Below are 19,453 nucleotides of genomic sequence, written 5' to 3'. Positions count from 1 at the left end.
AATGCCGCACATTCTGATCGTCGAAGACGAAACCATCATCCGCTCGGCCTTGCGTCGTCTGCTCGAGCGGAACCAGTACCAGGTCAGCGAAGCCGGCTCGGTGCAGGAAGCCCAGGAACGCTTCAGCATTGCGACCTTCGACCTGATCGTCAGTGACCTGCGCCTGCCCGGCGCGCCAGGCACCGAGCTGATCAAGCTCGGCCAGGGCACTCCAGTGCTGATCATGACCAGTTACGCCAGCCTGCGCTCGGCGGTGGACTCGATGAAAATGGGCGCGGTGGACTATATCGCCAAGCCTTTCGACCACGACGAGATGCTCCAGGCGGTCGCGCGCATTCTGCGCGACCGGCAGAACGCTCCGGCGCCAGCCCCGGTTGCCGAGGCCCGTGGCAACGGCAAGGCCGCGCCTGCTGAAAAAGCCAGCCCGGCGTCGGCCAATGGCGAGATCGGCATCATCGGTTCGTGCCCCCCCATGCAGGACATGTACAGCAAGATCCGCAAGGTGGCGCCTACCGACTCCAATGTGCTGATCCAGGGTGAGTCCGGCACCGGTAAAGAGCTGGTCGCCCGCGCCCTGCACAACCTGTCGCGGCGCGCCAAGGCACCGATGATCTCGGTGAACTGCGCGGCCATTCCCGAAACCCTGATCGAGTCGGAGCTGTTCGGCCACGAAAAAGGCGCGTTCACCGGCGCCAGCGCCGGGCGGGCAGGCCTGGTGGAGGCCGCGGACGGCGGCACGCTGTTCCTCGACGAAATCGGCGAACTGCCACTGGAAGCCCAGGCCCGTCTGCTACGGGTGCTGCAGGAAGGCGAGATTCGCCGGGTCGGTTCGGTACAGTCGCAAAAGGTCGATGTGCGCCTGATTGCCGCGACCCACCGTGACCTGAAGAACCTGGCCAAAGCTGGCCAGTTCCGCGAAGACCTTTATTACCGCCTGCATGTGATCGCCCTGAAGTTGCCAGCCCTGCGCGAGCGTGGCAGCGACGTCAACGAGATCGCCAGTGCCTTCCTCGCCCGCCAGAGCGCACGCATCGGCCGTGACGATCTGCACTTCTCGGCCGAGGCGGAGCAAGCCATTCGTCATTACAGCTGGCCTGGTAATGTGCGCGAACTGGAGAACGCAGTGGAGCGTGCGGTTATTCTGAGCGAGAGCGCAGAAATTTCCGCCGAGCTGCTGGGCATCGATATCGAACTGGGCGACCTCGACGATGACGACCTGCTGGACACCGCCCTGATCGCGGCTGGCGCCGGTGCCAATAACGCCAGCCATGAGCCGACCGAGGACCTGTCGCTTGAAGATTACTTCCAGCACTTCGTGCTCGAGCACCAGGACCACATGACCGAGACCGAGCTGGCCCGGAAACTGGGTGTCAGCCGCAAATGCCTGTGGGAGCGCCGCCAGCGCCTGGGCATCCCACGGCGCAAGAGCAACGCCACGAGCGAGTGATTGATCTGTGGCCCCCGCAGGCATCGCCGTTACCCGACGATGCCTGCGGGGCATCACGCTTCCCCGGTAACACATCAGTTCCCGCAAAAATCTGTTACCCACCCTTCCCCGACGTAACAGTCCCGAGGCATACGGTAACGAAATCCTTCGGATTTCCACCGTCCCGTTTTCGCCAAATACGCTCAAACCCCTGATTTTATTGGGTTTCGCAAAGTTGGCACGCCATCTGCTATATCCTTAGTACAAGAACAATAACAAGCACTGCAACTCAGAATAAGAACAAGACGAAACGGCTCACGCACAATAAAAACAAGACGGCGGAGGCGCAGCTAACTGATTCTTTTGGAGAGGATGCGTGTTTGGGGCTTGCCCCACGACCAGGCAGAGAACAACAAAAACTGCACTAAAAAGCAGCGCCTGAACTGGTTGGATCGAAAGGTCAACGTGACATCAGCGGCCAAAGCAATCCGTTTGCTCTTAACCCCTGGATTGGGGGTCGTCCACAAGCTTTGAGATTTGTGGGCAGGGCACTCAACAAAAACAAGAAGCCCGGCAAAAAAACAATAAGAGCACGCAACGACTTCTTGGGGAGCTTAGGCTCCCCTTGTCGTTTCTCCCTTCTGGCAGACCACCCTGCTACCGCCTACACCATTCCCCGAGTAAATGCTAGAATCCCCGCCCATCATGCGGCCATTCTCCTATTCTTGGCCGAACATTCCTTCACACAGTGCATCCCATGCTGAAGAAGCTGTTCCAGTCTTTCCGCCCTCCCGTAGCGGGCCAGCACCACAAGCGCACCACGCCTGAGGTGATCAACAAGAGCCAACATTCGCTGCAGCGCCACCAGTTCAGCCGCCATGCGGTGAACATCGTCGAGCGCCTGCAGAGCGCGGGCTATCAGGCCTACCTGGTCGGTGGCTGCGTCCGCGACCTGCTCCTGGGCATCACGCCCAAGGACTTCGACGTCGCCACCAGCGCCACCCCCGAACAGGTCCGTGCCGAGTTCCGCAATGCGCGCATCATTGGCCGCCGCTTCAAGCTGGTCCACGTGCATTTCGGCCGCGAGATCATCGAAGTCGCCACCTTCCGCGCCCACCACTCTGACGACGACCAGGGCGACAGCCACCGTTCGTCGCACAATGCCAGTGGTCGCATCCTGCGTGACAACGTGTACGGCAGCCTGGAAGAGGACGCGCAACGCCGCGACTTCACCATCAATGCCCTGTACTACGACCCGGTCAGCGAGCGCATTCTCGATTACGCCAACGGCGTGCACGACATCCGCAACCGCCTGTTGCGCCTGATCGGCGACCCGACCCACCGCTACCAGGAAGACCCGGTGCGCATGCTGCGCGCCGTGCGGTTCGCGGCCAAACTCGACTTCGGTATCGAGAAGCACACCTTCCAGCCGATCCGCGGCCTGGCCCCGCTGCTGCGCGAAATCCCGCCAGCGCGGCTGTTCGAGGAATGCCTCAAGCTGTTCCTCAGCGGCCAGGGTGCCATGGCCTTCGAGATGCTGGTCGACCTGGAGCTGTTCGAACCGTTGTTCCCTGCCAGTGCGCAGGCCTTGGACGAACGCCCGACCTACACCCACACCCTGATCAGCCAGGCGCTGAACAATACCGACCTGCGCGTCAAGCAAGGCAAGCCGGTGACCCCGGCGTTCCTGTTCGCCGCGCTGCTGTGGCCAGCCCTGCCAAGCCGTGTGCTGCACCTGCAGAACCAAGGCGTGCCGCCGATCCCGGCAATGAACGGTGCAGCTCACGACCTGATCGCCGAGCAGTGCGCGCGCATCGCCATTCCGAAGCGTTTCACCCTGCCAATCCGCGAGATCTGGGACATGCAGGAGCGCCTGCCGCGCCGCAGCGGCAAACGCGCCGACATGCTGCTCGACAACCCGCGCTTCCGCGCCGGCTACGACTTCCTGTTGCTGCGCGAAAGTGCTGGCGAAGAAACCGATGACCTCGGCCAGTGGTGGACCGACTACCAGGACGCCAACGAAAGCCAGCGCCGCGAGATGATCCGCGAGCTGGGCAGCCGTGATGAAAGCACCGGTGCTGGCCCGCGCAAGCGCAAACGCAGCAGCAGCAAGCGCAAACGAGGCGGCGAAGAGGCGTTCGAGTGATCACTCGCGCCTACATCGGCCTGGGCAGCAACCTGGATGCTCCGGCCGAGCAACTGAACAGCGCGCTGCAGGCGCTGGATCAGGTCGACGGCACCCGCCTGGCGGCTGCCTCGGCCTTGTACACCAGCGACTCGCTGCTGCCTGGCCAACCGCGTTACACCAACGCCGTCGCGGCTCTGGACACCCAGCTCGAACCCCTGGCCCTGCTCGACGCCCTGCAAGCCATCGAGAATGGCCAAGGCCGCGTGCGCAAGGAACGCTGGGGCCCGCGCACGCTCGACCTGGATATTCTGCTGTTCGGTGACCAAGTCATCGATGTGCCGCGCCTGCAGGTGCCGCACTACCACATGCACGCACGCCCTTTCGTGCTGTATCCGCTGGCTGAGCTGGTGGCAGACGACTTCCACCTGGCAGATGGCCGCCCCCTGGCGCAGCTGCTCGCAGCCTGCCCATTCGTCGGCCTGGAACGCCTGTAATACGGGGCTTCCAGCCGAAGGTAACGCCAGTAACACCCTGTTAGTAACAATGCGGTAACAGGGTGATTGACTTCCCCCACCTCGCTCACGACTATAGGCGTCCCGTGTGGCACCAAAGTGCCGCGTACCCGTATTTAGGCCCGGACGGACCTGTGCCCGAACATCACACGCGATGATGTGCCGCTCCGGAAGATGACTACACGCGTTGTTCGCAGTCGTTTTTCACAGCGCCTGAACGAGGATTTCCTACATGCCTGAAGTAACCCTGACCACCCTTCACGGCCTCAAGGCCAAGGGTGAAAAGATCACCATGCTGACCTGCTACGACGCGACCTTCGCCAAGGCCGCCAGCCAGGCCGGTGTCGAAGTGTTGCTGGTGGGCGACTCGCTGGGCATGGTCCTGCAAGGCCATGACAGCACGCTGCCCGTCACCACTGCGGAAATGGCCTACCACACTGCCTGCGTCAAACGCGGCAACGATGGCGCGCTGATTCTCGCGGACCTGCCGTTCATGGCCCACGCCACGCCGGAGCAGGCGTTTGCCAACTGCGCCACACTGATGCAGGCCGGCGCCCACATGATCAAGCTGGAGGGCGCCGCCTGGCTAGGCGAAACCATTCGCCTGCTGGCCGAGCGAGGCGTGCCAGTGTGCGCGCACATGGGCCTGACCCCACAAACCGTCAACGTGCTGGGCGGTTACAAGGTACAAGGGCGCCAGGAAGCACAGGCCCGTCAGATGCGTGCCGATGCCATCGCACTGGAACAGGCCGGTGCAGCCATGCTGCTGCTGGAGTGTGTGCCCAGCGAGCTGGCGGCCGAAATCACCCAGGCGGTGGGCATCCCGGTAATCGGCATTGGCGCCGGCAGCGCCACCGATGGCCAGGTATTGGTACTGCACGACATGCTTGGCCTGTCGCTCAGCGGCCGGGTACCGAAGTTCGTGAAGAACTTCATGGCCGGCCAGCCAGACATCGCCAGCGCCCTCGCGGCCTACGTGAAGGCCGTCAAAGGCGTCAGTTTCCCAGCGAGTGAGCACGGATTCAGCGCATGAACACAGTCAAGACCGTCCGTGAACTGCGCGCCGCCGTCGCGCGCGCCCGCGGTGAAGGCAAGCGTATCGCTTTCGTGCCGACCATGGGCAACCTGCACAGCGGCCACGCCGCGCTGGTGACAAAAGCAGCCCAGCGCGCCGACTTCGTCGTCGCCAGCATCTTCGTCAACCCGCTGCAGTTCGGCGCCAACGAAGACCTCGACAAGTACCCGCGCACCCTCGCTGCCGACCAGGAGCGCCTGCTTCAGGCCGGCTGCAACCTGTTGTTCGCACCCACTGTCGAGGAAATGTACCCCGACGGCATGGCCGTGCAGACCCGCGTCAGCGTGCCAGCCCTTTCTGAAGGCCTGTGCGGCGCCAGCCGCCCAGGCCATTTCGAGGGCGTGGCGACCGTGGTCAGCAAGCTGTTCAACATGGTGCAGCCTGACCTCGCCGTCTTCGGTGAAAAGGACTACCAGCAATTGGCAGTGATCCGCGCCATGGTGCGGGACCTGAACATGCCGATCCAGATCATCGGCGAGCCAACCGTGCGCGCCGATGACGGCCTGGCACTGTCGTCGCGCAACGGTTACCTGACTGCTGAACAGCGCGCCACCGCACCGGTCGTGTACCGTACGCTGCAGCAGATTGGCGAGGCCATCAAGCGTGGCCAGCGCGATTTTGCCGCGCTGGTTGCCCAAGGGCAGGCTCAACTGACAGCAGCCGGGCTGCGCCCGGACTACCTGGAAGTGCGCCATGCGCTACACCTGCGCCCGGCCATGCTCGATGACCGTGACCTGGTCATTCTGGTTGCCGCCTACCTCGGTAACACCCGGTTGATCGACAACCTGTACCTGCATCTGGACGAAACGACCGCGTGACGGTCAGGGGGCTGCTTTCGCGGCCCCCAAAATCCCCTCCCCGCCCCATTCCCTGCTTCAAACCATTGCCTATAATGATGGCCAGCCTGAACCCGGCAACCACTGCCCTGTCCAAGCACCACCACGCATTAAGGAACTCTGCGCAATGGCGTATTACCGTACACCCCACGATGTTACGGCCCTGCCCGCCTGGCAGGCCCTTCAGCAGCACCGCGACGCCATGCAAGGTTTCAGCATGCGCGAAGCCTTTGCCGCCGACGCCAAGCGCTTCGACCAGTTCTCGCTGAGCAGCTGCGGCCTGTTCCTGGACTATTCGAAAAACCTGATCAACGACGAAACCCGCGACCTGCTGGTGAACCTGGCCGAACAAGTCGGCCTGCAGGATGCGATCAAGTCGATGTTCAGCGGTGAGATCATCAACGCCTCGGAAGGCAGGCCCGTGCTGCACACCGCGCTGCGCCGCCCGGTGGGTGACAAGCTGAGCGTGAACGGTGTCAACGTGATGCCCGAAGTGCACAAGGTGCTCAACCAGATCACCGAGCTGGTGGGGCGTATTCACGACGGCCTGTGGCGTGGTTACAGCGAAAAGCCTATTACCGACGTGGTCAACATCGGCATCGGCGGCTCGTTCCTCGGCCCGGAACTGGTGTCCGAAGCCCTGCTGCCCTACGCCCAGCGTGGCGTACGCTGCCATTACCTGGCGAACATCGACGGCAGCGAATTCCATGAGCTGTCGGCCAGCCTGCGCGCCGAAACCACCCTGTTCATCGTCTCGTCCAAGTCGTTCAACACCCTCGAGACACTCAAGAACGCCATGGCCGCGCGTACCTGGTACCTGGCCCAGGGCGGTTCGGAAGCCGAGCTTTATCGCCACTTCATCGCGGTTTCCAGCAACAAGGCCGCCGCAGTGGCCTTCGGCATCCGCGAAGAAAACATCTTCCCGATGTGGGACTGGGTGGGCGGGCGTTATTCACTGTGGTCGGCCATCGGCCTGCCGATTGCCCTGGCCATCGGTACCGCCAACTTCAAGGAACTGCTGTCTGGCGCCTACACCATGGACCAGCACTTCCAGACCGCGCCGTTCGACAAGAACATGCCGGTGCTGCTGGCCCTGCTTGGCGTCTGGTATGGCAACTTCTGGGGAGCTCGCAGCCACGCGATCCTGCCGTACGACCATTACCTGCGCAACATCACCAAGCACCTGCAGCAATTGGACATGGAGTCCAACGGCAAGAGCGTGATGACCGACGGCACGCCGGTGAAGACCGACACTGGCCCGGTGATCTGGGGTGGCGTTGGCTGCAACGGCCAGCATGCCTACCACCAGTTGCTGCATCAGGGCACCCAGCTGATCCCGGCGGACTTCATCGTCCCGGTGGTGAGCTTCAACCCGGTGGCCGACCACCACCAGTGGCTGTACGCCAACTGCCTGTCGCAGAGCCAGGCGCTGATGCTGGGCAAGACCCGCGAAGAGGCCGAGGCCGAACTGCGCCAGAAGGGCCTGAACGAAGCCGATATCGAAAAGCTCGCGCCGCACAAGGTGATCCCGGGCAACCGCCCGAGCAACACCTTGGTGGTCGAGCGCATCAGCCCACGGCGCCTAGGCGCGCTGGTGGCGATGTACGAGCACAAGGTCTTCGTGCAGAGCGTCATCTGGGGTATCAATGCCTTCGACCAATGGGGTGTGGAGCTGGGCAAGGAGCTGGGCAAAGGTGTCTACCAGCGCATCGTCGGTAGCCTGGAAGACAGCGCCGAAGACGGCTCTACCCAAGGCCTGATCAACTACTTCCGCGGCCGTCACCGCGGCTGACCGCCTCCGACGCCTTCGCCAGCAACTGGCGAGGGCGTCGGCACGGGTTGAACAGCGCTTGCAGCTACACTGTCCAATCGAATAGCCGTTGCAGTCCATCGCCCCCACAAGCGCAAAGGACCCCCTGCCATGTTCGATATCCGCGACTACCCCGAGGCCCTGGCCGTCAGCCAGTCCGCCGCCCTCTCCAGCGAACAATACCGCCGCCTCTATCGCGAGTCGGTGGACGCCCCTGACACTTTCTGGGCCGAACAGGCCAAGCGCCTGGACTGGATAAAGCCGTGGTCCAGCGTGCAGCAATGCGACCTCACAACCGGCAAGGCCCGCTGGTTCGACGGTGCCCAGCTCAACGTCAGCTACAACTGCATCGACCGCCACCTGGCCCAGCGTGGTGAGCAGACTGCCCTGCTGTGGGAAGGCGATGACCCGAATGATTCCAAGCCCATCACCTACCGCGAGCTGCACCGGCAGGTCTGTCGCTTGGCCAATGCACTCAAGGCACGGGGTGTGAAGAAAGGCGACCGGGTATGCATCTACATGCCGATGATCCCTGAAGCCGCCTACGCCATGCTCGCTTGCACACGCATCGGCGCCATCCACTCGGTGGTGTTTGGCGGGTTCTCCCCGGATGCCCTACGCGATCGTATCCTCGACGCCGACTGCCGCACCGTCATCACCGCCGATGAAGGTATCCGCGGCGGCAAGCGCATCCCGCTCAAGCAGAACGTCGACAAGGCCCTGGCCAGTTGCCCGGACGTCAGCAGCGTGTTCGTGGTGCGCCGCACCGGTGGCGATGTAGCCTGGAGCGAAGGCCGTGACCTGTGGTACGACCAGGCCACCGAAAAAGCCGGTGACGACTGCCCGCCTGAACCGATGGAGGCCGAAGACCCGCTGTTCATCCTCTATACCTCCGGCAGCACCGGCAAGCCCAAAGGCGTGCTGCATACCACCGCCGGCTACCTGCTGCAGGCCACCCTGACCTTCAAGGTGGTGTTCGACTACCGCGAGGGCGAAGTGTTCTGGTGCACCGCCGACGTGGGCTGGGTGACCGGCCACAGCTATATCGTCTATGGCCCGCTGGCCAATGGCGCGATCTCACTGATGTTCGAGGGCGTGCCCAACTACCCGGATACCTCGCGGTTCTGGCAGGTGGTGGACAAACATCAGGTCAATATCTTCTACACCGCCCCCACCGCACTGCGCGCGCTGATGCGCGAGGGCTCCGGGCCACTGCAAGGCACCTCACGCAAGAGCCTGCGCCTGCTCGGCAGCGTCGGCGAGCCGATCAACCCGGAGGCCTGGGAATGGTACTTCGAAGAAGTCGGGCAAAAACGCTGCCCCATCGTCGACACCTGGTGGCAGACCGAAACCGGCGGCATCATGCTCACCCCGCTGCCCGGCACGCAGACGCTCAAGCCTGGCTGCGCGACCCAGCCCATGTTCGGCGTGCAGCCCGTGCTGCTGGATGAAAGAGGCCAGCTCATTGAAGGCCCCGGTGCGGGCCTGCTGGCGATCAAGGCCAGTTGGCCGGGGCAGATCCGCAGCGTTTACGGTGACCACCAGCGCATGGTCGACACCTACTTCAAACCCATGCCCGGCTACTACTTCACCGGCGACGGCGCCCGCCGTGACGCCGATGGTGATTACTGGATCACCGGCCGCATCGATGATGTGATCAACGTCTCCGGCCACCGCATCGGCACCGCTGAAGTGGAAAGCGCGCTGGTGCTGCACGACAGCGTCGCTGAAGCGGCCGTGGTCGGTTACCCGCATGACCTCAAGGGCCAGGGCGTGTACGCGTTCGTCACCACGATGAACGGCGTGACGCCGGACGATGCGCTCAAGGCCGAACTCCTGGCGCTGGTCAGCAAGGAGATCGGCAGTTTCGCCAAACCCGAACTGATCCAGTGGGCCCCGGCCTTGCCCAAGACCCGCTCCGGCAAGATCATGCGGCGTATACTGCGCAAGATCGCCTGCAACGAGCTCGACAGCCTGGGCGATACCTCGACCCTGGCCGACCCGAGCGTGGTACAGGGGTTGATCGACACACGCCTCAATCAATAGCCGGCGGCACCTGTTCATGGCCGCCCTGAACGACAGGTCGCCATGGAAGCCCTACGCCGCCGCATCGAAACCCAGGTCATGAGCCTCACCGGGCTGGCCCTCGGCCAGCTCGACCTGGAATCCCCCAAAGGGGACCCTGGCCTGTTTGGCCCGCACAGTATCAGTTGGCGTGTACATGGCGACTTTCCCAGCATGTTGGTGGGCGGCATCAGCGCCCTGATGCTGCAGGTCCTGCACCCGCTGGCGCTCGCAGGGGTATGGGACCACTCCAACTTTCGCCAGGACCTGCTCGGCCGGCTGCGCCGTACCAGCCAGTTCATTTCCGGCACCACATTCGGCTCGACCCGCGACGCCGAGTGGCTGATCGAAAAAGTGCGCACCATCCATCTGCAGGTGACCGGAACAGCCCTCGATGGCCGCCCGTATGCTGCCAGCGACCCCGACTTGCTGACCTGGGTACACGTGGCCGAAGTCAGCAGCTTCCTGGCAGCCCACCTGCGTTATCGTGACCCAGGCCTGTCGCGCGCCGACCAGGATGCCTACTACCATGAGATCGCCCTGATTGCCGAGCGCCTGGGTGCCCGCGATGTACCGCGCTCCTGCCAGCAGGTCGAGGACTACCTGCAGCACATGCGCCCAGCGCTGCAATGCGACGCACGCAGCCTGGAGGTGGTCAGGATCCTGCTCGCAGCGCCGGCCCCGAGCCGGCTGGCAGAACCGGTAGGCAAGCTGATGCTGCACGCCGGCATCGACCTGTTGCCCGGCTGGGCGCAGACCATGCTCGGCCTGCATCAGGGCCCGCTGCAACAGCGCATGATCCGCCTGGGGCTCAAACGCACCGCGCCAGTATTGCGCTGGGCCATGCGTGACGGTTCGGCGCACCGGGCCAAGCGCCGCATGGGCATCGAGTGAGGGCGAATGAGCGCATCAGCGGAACCGATTTAACCTGCCATACTCCAAGCACTCCGGCTTAGACAGACGAAGCGACACATGTACAAAGGATTGACTCGCGCCCTTGGCGCACTGCTGGCTCTCGTGGCCCTCTACAGCCTGCTTGGCTTCCTAATCGTTCCGGGTGTCGCCTTGCGCATCGCCAACCAGCAGCTGGCGCAATACGCCACCGTGCCGGCGCACCTGCAACGCATCGAACTCAACCCGTTCAGCCTGGAACTCACGCTGTGGGGCTTGCAGATCGGCGAGCCGGGCAAGGAGCAGGTCGGCTTCGAACGCTTGTACGCCAACCTTGCGCTGGACAGCCTGTGGAGTGGGGCCCTGCGCCTGCAGGCCGTGGAGCTCGACAAACCCCGCAACGAAGTGCTGTTCGCCAAGGACGGTACGCTCAACCTGACCCAGTTGTTCAAGCTGCCGGCCAGCGAAGCCAAGCCCGACCAGCCGCCCAGTGATCCATTCCCGCTGCGCATCGGCAGCATCAAGCTCAGCGGTGGTTACCTGCACTTCGAGGACCAGCGCCCGAGCGAGCCGATCGAGTTCCTTTACGACGACATGAACCTGGAGCTGAAAAACCTCAGCACGTTGCCCGACGACAATGCCGACATGACCCTGGTGGCGCGAGGCCCGAACGGTGGCCGCATCGACTGGAGCGGCACCCTGGGCCTGGCGCCGATTGCCTCGCAAGGTACGCTGAAAGTCACCGATGGCAAGATGAAGCTGTTCTGGCCCTACGTGCGTGACGCCGTGCCGCTGGTACTTGAGGATGGCGTGTTCAGCCTCGACACCCATTACACGCTCAACCTGTCGAAAACCACCGAAGTGCGGCTCGACAACACGTCGCTGCGCGTCGCCCCGTTTGCCATCAAGGCCCCCGATGGTCGCCCGCTGGCCCGTCTGGCCAGCCTGGAAGTCAGTGAAACCTCCATCGATCTGGCCAAACAACTGGTCACCGTCGGCAAGGTCCGTAGCGAAAAACTGGAAACCTGGGCAGCGCTGGAGCAAGACGGCCAGCTCGACTGGCAGAAGCTCTTTGCCAGCCAGCCGGCCAAGGCCACGACGAAAGAAAAAGAGGCACCGGCAGCGGCCGAGCCCACCCCCGAAGAGAAAGCTGCGAAGGAGCCGAACAAACCCTGGCAGGTACTGCTCAAGGACGTGCAACTGCGCAACTACCAGGTGCATCTGGCTGACCGTAGCCAGAAAGAACCGGTAGCGCTGGACGTCGGCCCGTTGAACCTGGACATGCAAGGCTTCGACAGCCTCAACAAGTCCCCCTTCACCCTCAAGCTCGACACGGGTATCGGCAAGCAGGGCAAGCTACAGGCCACCGGCGAGGTCAACCTGGCCCCGGTCACCGCCAAGCTCGATGTCAGCACGCGCGACATCGACCTGCGTGTCGCCCAGGCCTATATCAGCCCGTTCATCCGCCTTGAGCTGCGCAGCGGCATGCTCGCCAGCGACCTCAAGGTCGACCTGAAAAGCACCGAACCACTGGCCTTCACCGTGGCCGGCAAGGCGCAGGTCAATCAGCTGCATACCCTCGACACCATCAAGGACCGGGACTTCGTCAAATGGCAGCAGGTGAATGTGGACGGCCTGGCCTACGTGCATGGCGATGCCCTGTCGATCGACAAGGTGACCCTGTTGCAGCCCTATGCCCGCTTCATCATCAACGAAGACCGCACCACCAACGTCGATGACCTGCTGATTCCGCAGCCTGCCGACGCACCTGCACCCCGCCAGGCCAAGCCGGCCAGCGCCACCAACAGCAAGCCGCTGGGTATCCGCATCGGCCAGATCAGCATCAACGACGGTTCGGCCAACTTCGCCGACCTTACCCTGACGCCCAACTTCGCCACGGCCGTACAGCAGCTCAATGGCCAGGTCGGCACCATCGACAACCGCAAGCCGGCGCCGGCCAAAGTGGATATCAAAGGCAAGGTCGACCGGTATGCACCGGTGACTATCAAAGGTGCGCTGAACCCCTTCAACCCAATGGCCAGCCTGGACATCGCCACCAGCTTCAAACGCGTCGAGCTGACCACCCTGACGCCCTACTCCGGCAAGTTCGCCGGGTTCCGCATCCGCAAGGGGCGCCTCAATCTCGACCTGCACTACTTGATCACCAATGGCCAGCTGAAGGCCGAAAACAAGGTCGTGGTCGAGCAGCTTCAGCTGGGTGAAAAGGTCGACAGCCCAGACGCGGTCGACCTGCCGATTCGTCTGGCAGTCGCACTGCTGAAGGACACCGAAGGCAAGATCTCGATCGAGCTGCCGGTGACCGGCGACCTCAATAACCCTCAGTTCAGCGTGATGCCAATCGTCTGGCAGACCCTGCGCAACCTAGTGCTGCGTGCAGCACAGGCTCCGTTCAAGTTCATCGGCGGGCTGATTGCCGGTGGCGGCTCGCAAGACCTCGGCAACGTCTCGTTCGCCCCAGGCTCCAGCGAGCTCTCGGGCGATGCCCAGTCGGCGCTTGACAAACTCGCCTCGGCACTCAAGGAGCGCCCAGAGCTGCGCCTGGAGATCGAAGGCACCAGCGCGCAGAGCAGCGATGGCCCGCTGATCGCCCAACAGCGCCTGGAGCGCGAATACCAGGCTACCTGGTACAAGATCCTGCAACGGCGTGGCGACAAGGTGCCGGCCAATGCCTCGATGCTGGTGGTCGACGACAGCGACAAACCGGCCATGCTCGAAGGTATCTACCGTACCCGCCTGAAGCAGCAGCCCCCGGCAGAATGGCAACAACTGGGCCGCGAAGAGCGCACCGCCAAGCTGCGCGATGCCGTGATCAAGTCATGGGCCGAAAGCGCCCCACTGCTGCGTACCTTGGGCCAGGAGCGAGCCAGCAGCATCAAGGACTACCTGGTCGACAAGGGCAAGTTGGAGGACGATCGGGTGTATTTCATCGATACCACGCTGGGGCAGGCCGAGAAAGATGGCCGGGTGATTACCCCGATGCATCTGGATGCCGAGTAATCTCCGTTTGCAGGTCCGGCCTCTCGCGGCTGAAGCCGCTCCAACAGGTACTCTGCAGGCCTGTAGGAGCGGCTTCAGCCGCGAAGGACCGGTACAGGCTCAACCCAACCGCTGCCCCGACACCGCCGGGTGATACAGGGGCTGCACCTTGTTCCCCGCTGGGTCGAGCAGGTGGAAGCTGCGCGCACCATCCCCATGATTGAACGGCCTGTCCAGCAAGGTCACGCCATGAGCCTTGAAGTACTGATACCAGGCTTCCAGCTCCTCGACGCTGTCGACGATAAACCCATAGTGATCCAGCGTCTGCAGGCCATTCGCAGCCCCTGCCCCACGCCCCAGCGACAGGTTGTCGTTGCCGCAGGTCAGGTAGACCAAGTCCTCGTTGGCCCTGTTCAGCACTTCCATCCCCAACACGTCGACATAGAAGCGCTCACACTCCTCCAGGTTGGGCACCAGCAAGGCAATGTGGCGAAGGCCGTTCAGGCGACCAGGGCGAGCAGGTAATTCGGACATTGGCGCGACTCCATTTTTGTATACAATTCATTAACGAATGTAAAACAAAAGGAAAGCCTTGTGTACAGTCTGTTCATCAAAACGCGCGTCAAACCGGGTTGCGCCGAACAATTTCTCAGCGCCATCCAGGTCAATGCCGCCGCTTCCGTCGCTACCGAGCCGGGCTGCCTGGTGTTCGATGTCTCCCAGGACCGCGCAGATCCTGACGTGATCTACCTCTATGAGATCTACCAGGATGACGAGGCCTACGAGGCGCATACCCGCACAGCGCATTTTCGCGACAGCCGCCCGCTGGTGGAGCCACTGATCGCCGATCAGGAATGCTTCGAAAGCGAGGTAGTTGCCCGCAACCCGGTATTCTGAGCCCCAATGAAAAGCCCCGGCCTGGGCCGGGGCTTTGTGTATAAGTGGCCAACTCCGTTTGGCCTACGGGACAATCCTTATTCTGCTTTCAGGCCATCAGCCGAAACGGCTTTCACGCCTTTGATTTTCTTGGTGATGGCTACGGCCATCTCTTTCTGCGATTCGGTCACAGCGGTGGTCGACGACAGCGATACCACACCTTTGTTGGTCTCTACCTTGATGTCAGAGCCCGGAATGCCCTTCTCGGTCAGCAGGTCGGATTTGACCTTGGTGGTGATCCAGGTATCGGAAGTAGCTTCCTTGGCTTGGGTCATCTCACCTGCCGCGAGCGTCATTGGGGCCTGGGTGGACTGCTGTGCGAAGGCCGCATTAGCCATGGTCAGGGTCAGAGCGGTAGCAGTAGCGGCAGCAATGGCGAACTTCTTCATGTGGGTCACTCCTGTTTATTCGAAAGGTCTGCGCCGTTAGTCCTGGCGGCAGGTATGAAGGTAGTTGCACGGCCTGTGCCAGGTTTTCCGCTTCGCTTGTTCCCTTATAAATCAATGACTTAACCAAAATCCCCACAAACCCCTGTCGTGCAATTTGCAACCTGCCGCGTAAATCTGCGTGCAAGATGCAAGTCCGCAAAAGGTTCCGTGCAGGCAATAAAAAAGGGCCCCATCAAGGGGCCCTCTTCGTCCAGCATGGCAGTCGCTTAGACGCCCGAAGCCTTGGCCGCGGCTACGTCCTTGATCGACAGCTTGATACGGCCGCGGTTGTCCACGTCCAGTACCAGCACTTCGACTTCCTGGCCTTCCTTCAGGATGTCGGTGACCTTCTCTACACGCGCATCGCTGAGCATGGAGATGTGCACCAGGCCATCCTTGCCAGGCAGGATGTTGACGAAGGCGCCGAAGTCGACGATACGCTCGACCTTGCCCACGTAGATCTTGCCGATCTCGGCCTCGGCGGTGATACCCAGAACGCGCTGGCGAGCTGCCTCTGCCGCTTCTTTGGTTTCGCCGAAGATCTTGATCGAACCGTCGTCTTCGATGTCGATCGAAGCCTTGGTCTCTTCGCAGATCGCGCGGATGGTGGCGCCGCCTTTACCGATGACGTCACGGATCTTGTCGGTGTCGATCTTCATCGCGATCATGGTCGGCGCGTTGGCCGACAGCTCGGTACGCGATTGACCGATGATCTGGTTCATCTGGCCGAGGATGTTCAGGCGCGCTTCCAGGGCTTGGCCCAGGGCGATTTCCATGATCTCTTCGGTGATGCCGTTGATCTTGATGTCCATCTGCAGCGCGGTTACGCCTTTGGCGGTACCGGCAACCTTGAAGTCCATGTCGCCCAGGTGGTCTTCGTCACCCAGGATGTCAGTCAGAACGGCGAACTTCTCGCCTTCCTTGACCAGGCCCATGGCGATACCGGCTACCGGTGCCTTCATCGGCACACCAGCGTCCATCAGGGCCAGGGAAGCGCCGCAGACCGAAGCCATGGAGCTGGAACCGTTGGACTCGGTGATTTCCGACACTACACGGATGGTGTACGGGAACACGTCGGCGGCAGGCAGCATGGCCTGAACCGAACGGCGGGCCAGACGGCCGTGGCCGATTTCACGACGGCCAGCACCGCCCATGCGGCCACACTCGCCCACCGAGAACGGTGGGAAGTTGTAGTGCAGCATGAAGGGGTCTTTCTTCTCGCCTTCCAGGGTGTCCAGCAGCTGGGCGTCACGGGCAGTACCCAGGGTCGCGACGACCAGGGCCTGGGTTTCGCCACGGGTGAACAGTGCCGAACCGTGAGTCTTCGGCAGAACGCCGACTTCGATGTTCAGCGGGCGAACGGTCTTGGTGTCACGGCCGTCGATACGTGGCTTGCCGTTGACGATGTTTTCGCGAACGGTGCGGTATTCGATTTCGCCAAAGATTTCTTTGACCTCGGCAGCCGATGGCTGGCCTTCTTCACCGGAGAACTTGGCGATCGCCTGATCGCGCAGCTCGCCCAGGCGCGCATAGCGGTCGGCCTTGACGGTGATGGTGTAGCCCTGCGAAACGCCTTCGCCGAATTCGGCGCGGATGGCGTTGAACAGTTCGGTGTTGGCAACGGCTGGTTTCCAGTCCCAGGTAGGCTTGGCAGCTTCGGCGGCCAGCTCTTTAACAGCCTGGATAACGGCCTGGAATTCGTCGTGGGCGAACAGTACGGCGCCCAGCATCTGGTCTTCGGTCAGCTCCTGGGCTTCCGATTCAACCATCAGCACGGCGTCGGAGGTACCAGCAACGACCATGTCCAGGCTCGAGGCAGCCAGTTGCTCGTAAGTCGGGTTCAGCAGGTAGCCGGTGCTTTCGTGGAAGGCAACGCGCGCAGCGCCGATCGGGCCTTCGAACGGAATGCCAGAGATGGCCAGGGCTGCCGAGGTACCGATCATCGCAGCGATGTCCGGATCGGTCTTCTTGCTGGTGGACACCACGGTGCAGACGACCTGGACTTCGTTCATGAAGCCTTCAGGGAACAGCGGACGGATCGGACGGTCGATCAGGCGCGAGGTCAGGGTCTCTTTCTCGGAAGGACGGCCTTCACGCTTGAAGAAGCCACCTGGGATCTTACCGGCAGCGTAGGTCTTTTCCTGGTAGTGGACTGACAGCGGGAAGAAGCCCTTGCCTGGATCGGCCTGCTTGGCACCGACCACGGTCACCAGCACAGTGACGTCGTTGTCGACGGTAACCAGCACGGCGCCGGTTGCCTGGCGGGCAATGCGGCCCGTCTCGAGAGTAACGGTCGATTGACCGAACTGGAATTTCTTGATTACCGGGTTCACGGTTTCCTACCTTTTTCAGTGGCTCTGGGGGAACTGGTTTCTTGCGAATTCTTGGGCAGAACAGGGAATCGGCCCCGTTGACCGTCCAGATACAACACGAGGCTGGGAGCCTGGCGCCGAGCGGGTAATCCGCTCAACATTGCCAGGCTGCCAACCTCGGAGATACGCGTGGCGTGTCCGACAGGAACGCTGCAAGGCAGCGCCCCCGAAGCATGCAACACGCCATGCACACCACTGACCAGGCCGCTATTAGCGACGCAGGCCCAGGCGACCGATCAGGGCGCTGTAACGAGTGGTGTCTTTGCCCTTCAGGTAGTCCAGCAGCTTACGACGCTGGTTAACCATACGGATCAGGCCACGACGCGAGTGGTGGTCTTTACCGTTGGCCTTGAAGTGGCCTTGCAGCTTGTTGATGTTCGCGGTCAGCAGAGCAACCTGAACTTCCGGGCTACCAGTGTCGCCAGCAGCTTGCTGGTAGTCGGTAACGATTTGAGCTTTTTCTTCAACGCTGAGGGCCATTTGGCTTCTCCTGATAACGGACCCCGCGGACGGGTTCCAATAGGCCAGGGACTGCTCCCTGTATTAATAAAAAAGGTGTGACCGTGCCTACTGACAGCCACCCTTGTATCCGCGGGTCTCAGCCAAAGCCTTGACCCGTGGTTCCGGTCATTCCGACCGAATCAGTCGACGCGGCGCTATGCGCCCGTCTTCGCTCACTTCACCGATACCGATGAAGCGACCATTGTGATCCTGTACCCGGACCATGCCGAACTGCGGCGCATCCGGCGCGCGTACTGCCTGGCCATGCAGCCAGTAGAAGGCGCTGTGTTCGGAAAGGCTCAACAACGGCCAGTCCTGCAGGCCACTGTCGGAAGGCATCAGGAAGCGATCGAGCGCTTCGTTGCCACCTTCGGCGTGGGCCTGTTCGAGTTCCTCGAGGGTCACGGTCTGGGCCAGCTCGAAGGGCCCGGCGTGGGTCCTGCGCAGCTCGGCAACGTAGGCGCCACAGCCAAGAGCCTCGCCAATATCCTCCACCAGGGTACGGATATAGGTGCCTTTGCTGCATCCTACGCTCAGCCGTGCACGGGTGCCTTCGCACTCGAGCAACTCCAAGCGGTTAATAGTAACAGAACGCGCCTCGCGCTCCACTACCTCTCCTGCACGTGCCAGTTTGTACAGCGGCTGGCCATCGCGCTTGAGCGCCGAGTACATCGGCGGTATCTGGCTGATCGGGCCGCGAAAACGAGGCAGCAGGGCCTCGATATCGGCACGACCAACGGTCACCTCGCGGGTCTGCAGAACCTCGCCTTCAGCGTCGGCAGTGTTGGTAGTCTGCCCCAGCTGCATGACGGTTTCGTAGCCCTTGTCGGAATCGAGCAGGTACTGCGAAAACTTGGTCGCTTCACCGAAGCACAGCGGCAGGACGCCCGTTGCCAGCGGGTCGAGGCTGCCGGTGTGGCCGGCCTTTTCCGCATTGAGCAACCAGCGGACCTTCTGCAGCGCCGCGTTGGAGGTGAACCCCAGTGGCTTGTCGAGCAGGATGATGCCGCTGACGTTGCGGCGGATACGTTTGACCTGGGCCACCGCTTACTCCTTGGTGTCCTGCTCGTCGGTATCCTTGTGCTGGCGGTCTTCGGCCACAGCACGTTCGATCAGCGCCGACAGGTGAACACCACGGCTGACGCTTTCATCGAAGTGGAAGTGCAGCTGCGGCACGCTGCGCAGTTGCATCGAGCGGCCCAGGTGCAGGCGCAGGAAGCTGGCTGCGCTGTTCAGCGCCTTCAGCGACTGCTTCACGGCGTCCGGGGTTTCTTCACCCATGACGGTGATGAACACCTTGGCATGGCCCAGGTCGCGGCTGACGTCCACGGCGGTGATGGTCACCAGACCGACGCGTGGATCCTTGACTTCACGGCGGATCAGTTCTGCCAGCTCGCGCTGCATCTGATCACCGATACGTTGGGTACGGCTATATTCTTTGGCCATTCTTGCTACCTGTATCTTAAAGCGGCAAACG

Annotated in this window: 16 protein-coding genes; 10 read left to right on the top strand and 6 right to left on the bottom strand. The window is 62.3% G+C overall.

What is annotated here, in order from left to right; translation table 11 throughout:
- Position 1 precedes the first annotated feature (1 nt).
- The 9 genes from ACNQPL_RS18635 to ACNQPL_RS18595 all read left to right on the top strand — a co-directional run bounded on the left by ACNQPL_RS18635 (position 2) and on the right by ACNQPL_RS18595 (position 13,760).
- Positions 2 to 1,447 carry a sigma-54 dependent transcriptional regulator gene (locus ACNQPL_RS18635; RefSeq protein ID WP_346615349.1) on the top strand — a complete coding sequence of 482 codons (1,446 nt, stop codon included), beginning with the start codon at positions 2 to 4 and terminating at the stop codon, positions 1,445 to 1,447.
- Between the two features lie 736 nt (positions 1,448 to 2,183).
- Positions 2,184 to 3,572 carry a polynucleotide adenylyltransferase PcnB gene (locus ACNQPL_RS18630; protein WP_416467526.1) on the top strand — a complete coding sequence of 463 codons (1,389 nt, stop codon included), beginning with the start codon at positions 2,184 to 2,186 and terminating at the stop codon, positions 3,570 to 3,572.
- The gene (folK, locus tag ACNQPL_RS18625) at positions 3,569 to 4,048 is read left to right on the top strand and encodes a 2-amino-4-hydroxy-6-hydroxymethyldihydropteridine diphosphokinase (protein ID WP_346615347.1); all 480 of its coding nucleotides are present in this window, start codon (positions 3,569 to 3,571) and stop codon (positions 4,046 to 4,048) included. Before ACNQPL_RS18630 ends, folK begins: the two co-directional genes overlap by 4 nt.
- A 250-nt stretch (positions 4,049 to 4,298) precedes the next feature.
- Positions 4,299 to 5,099, top strand: a complete 801-nt coding sequence (gene panB, locus ACNQPL_RS18620) for a 3-methyl-2-oxobutanoate hydroxymethyltransferase (protein WP_346615346.1) — start codon at positions 4,299 to 4,301, stop codon at positions 5,097 to 5,099.
- Positions 5,096 to 5,959 (top strand): pantoate--beta-alanine ligase, encoded by an 864-nt coding sequence (panC, locus tag ACNQPL_RS18615; protein WP_416467525.1) that lies wholly within the window; start codon positions 5,096 to 5,098, stop codon positions 5,957 to 5,959. Before panB ends, panC begins: the two co-directional genes overlap by 4 nt.
- 145 nt (positions 5,960 to 6,104) lie before the next feature.
- The gene (pgi, locus tag ACNQPL_RS18610) at positions 6,105 to 7,769 is read left to right on the top strand and encodes a glucose-6-phosphate isomerase (protein ID WP_416467524.1); all 1,665 of its coding nucleotides are present in this window, start codon (positions 6,105 to 6,107) and stop codon (positions 7,767 to 7,769) included.
- Positions 7,770 to 7,898: 129 nt separating this feature from the next.
- Positions 7,899 to 9,833: an acetate--CoA ligase gene (gene acs, locus ACNQPL_RS18605; RefSeq protein ID WP_416467523.1), complete on the top strand. Its 1,935-nt coding sequence runs from the start codon at positions 7,899 to 7,901 to the stop codon at positions 9,831 to 9,833.
- Between the two features lie 42 nt (positions 9,834 to 9,875).
- The gene (locus tag ACNQPL_RS18600) at positions 9,876 to 10,745 is read left to right on the top strand and encodes an oxygenase MpaB family protein (protein ID WP_346615342.1); all 870 of its coding nucleotides are present in this window, start codon (positions 9,876 to 9,878) and stop codon (positions 10,743 to 10,745) included.
- Between the two features lie 78 nt (positions 10,746 to 10,823).
- A complete protein-coding gene (locus ACNQPL_RS18595) occupies positions 10,824 to 13,760 on the top strand; it encodes a DUF748 domain-containing protein (protein WP_416467522.1) in 2,937 nt (978 codons plus the stop codon).
- A 99-nt stretch (positions 13,761 to 13,859) separates the two neighbouring features.
- Here the strand turns inward: ACNQPL_RS18595 and ACNQPL_RS18590 are convergent, their stop codons facing one another.
- Positions 13,860 to 14,273 carry a VOC family protein gene (locus tag ACNQPL_RS18590; RefSeq protein WP_346615340.1) on the bottom strand — a complete coding sequence of 138 codons (414 nt, stop codon included), beginning with the start codon at positions 14,271 to 14,273 and terminating at the stop codon, positions 13,860 to 13,862.
- A 60-nt stretch (positions 14,274 to 14,333) separates the two neighbouring features.
- Between ACNQPL_RS18590 and ACNQPL_RS18585 the strand changes: the two genes are divergently transcribed.
- Positions 14,334 to 14,636, top strand: coding sequence for a putative quinol monooxygenase (locus ACNQPL_RS18585; protein WP_416467521.1), 303 nt, complete (start codon positions 14,334 to 14,336; stop codon positions 14,634 to 14,636).
- Between the two features lie 77 nt (positions 14,637 to 14,713).
- On the opposite strand, the gene ACNQPL_RS18580 is transcribed toward ACNQPL_RS18585, so the two are convergent.
- The 5 genes from ACNQPL_RS18580 to rbfA all read right to left on the bottom strand — a co-directional run bounded on the left by ACNQPL_RS18580 (position 14,714) and on the right by rbfA (position 19,422).
- The gene (locus ACNQPL_RS18580; protein ID WP_346615338.1) at positions 14,714 to 15,064 is read right to left on the bottom strand and encodes a BON domain-containing protein; all 351 of its coding nucleotides are present in this window, start codon (positions 15,062 to 15,064) and stop codon (positions 14,714 to 14,716) included.
- A gap of 266 nt (positions 15,065 to 15,330) precedes the next feature.
- Entirely contained in the window at positions 15,331 to 17,436 is a 2,106-nt protein-coding gene (pnp, locus tag ACNQPL_RS18575; protein WP_346615337.1) for a polyribonucleotide nucleotidyltransferase, read from the bottom strand.
- 249 nt (positions 17,437 to 17,685) lie between these two features.
- Positions 17,686 to 17,955, bottom strand: a complete 270-nt coding sequence (gene rpsO / locus ACNQPL_RS18570; RefSeq protein WP_016489163.1) for a 30S ribosomal protein S15 — start codon at positions 17,953 to 17,955, stop codon at positions 17,686 to 17,688.
- 147 nt (positions 17,956 to 18,102) lie between these two features.
- Positions 18,103 to 19,020 carry a tRNA pseudouridine(55) synthase TruB gene (gene truB / locus ACNQPL_RS18565; protein WP_346615336.1) on the bottom strand — a complete coding sequence of 306 codons (918 nt, stop codon included), beginning with the start codon at positions 19,018 to 19,020 and terminating at the stop codon, positions 18,103 to 18,105.
- A gap of 3 nt (positions 19,021 to 19,023) precedes the next feature.
- The gene (gene rbfA / locus ACNQPL_RS18560; RefSeq protein WP_346615335.1) at positions 19,024 to 19,422 is read right to left on the bottom strand and encodes a 30S ribosome-binding factor RbfA; all 399 of its coding nucleotides are present in this window, start codon (positions 19,420 to 19,422) and stop codon (positions 19,024 to 19,026) included.
- Between the last annotated feature and the right edge of the window lie 31 nt (positions 19,423 to 19,453).

Source organism: Pseudomonas sp. LFS044, assembly GCF_047978245.1.
Taxonomy (GTDB): domain Bacteria; phylum Pseudomonadota; class Gammaproteobacteria; order Pseudomonadales; family Pseudomonadaceae; genus Aquipseudomonas.
Note: the sequence above shows the minus strand (reverse complement) of the source record. Positions and strands in the feature narration are given on the sequence as shown.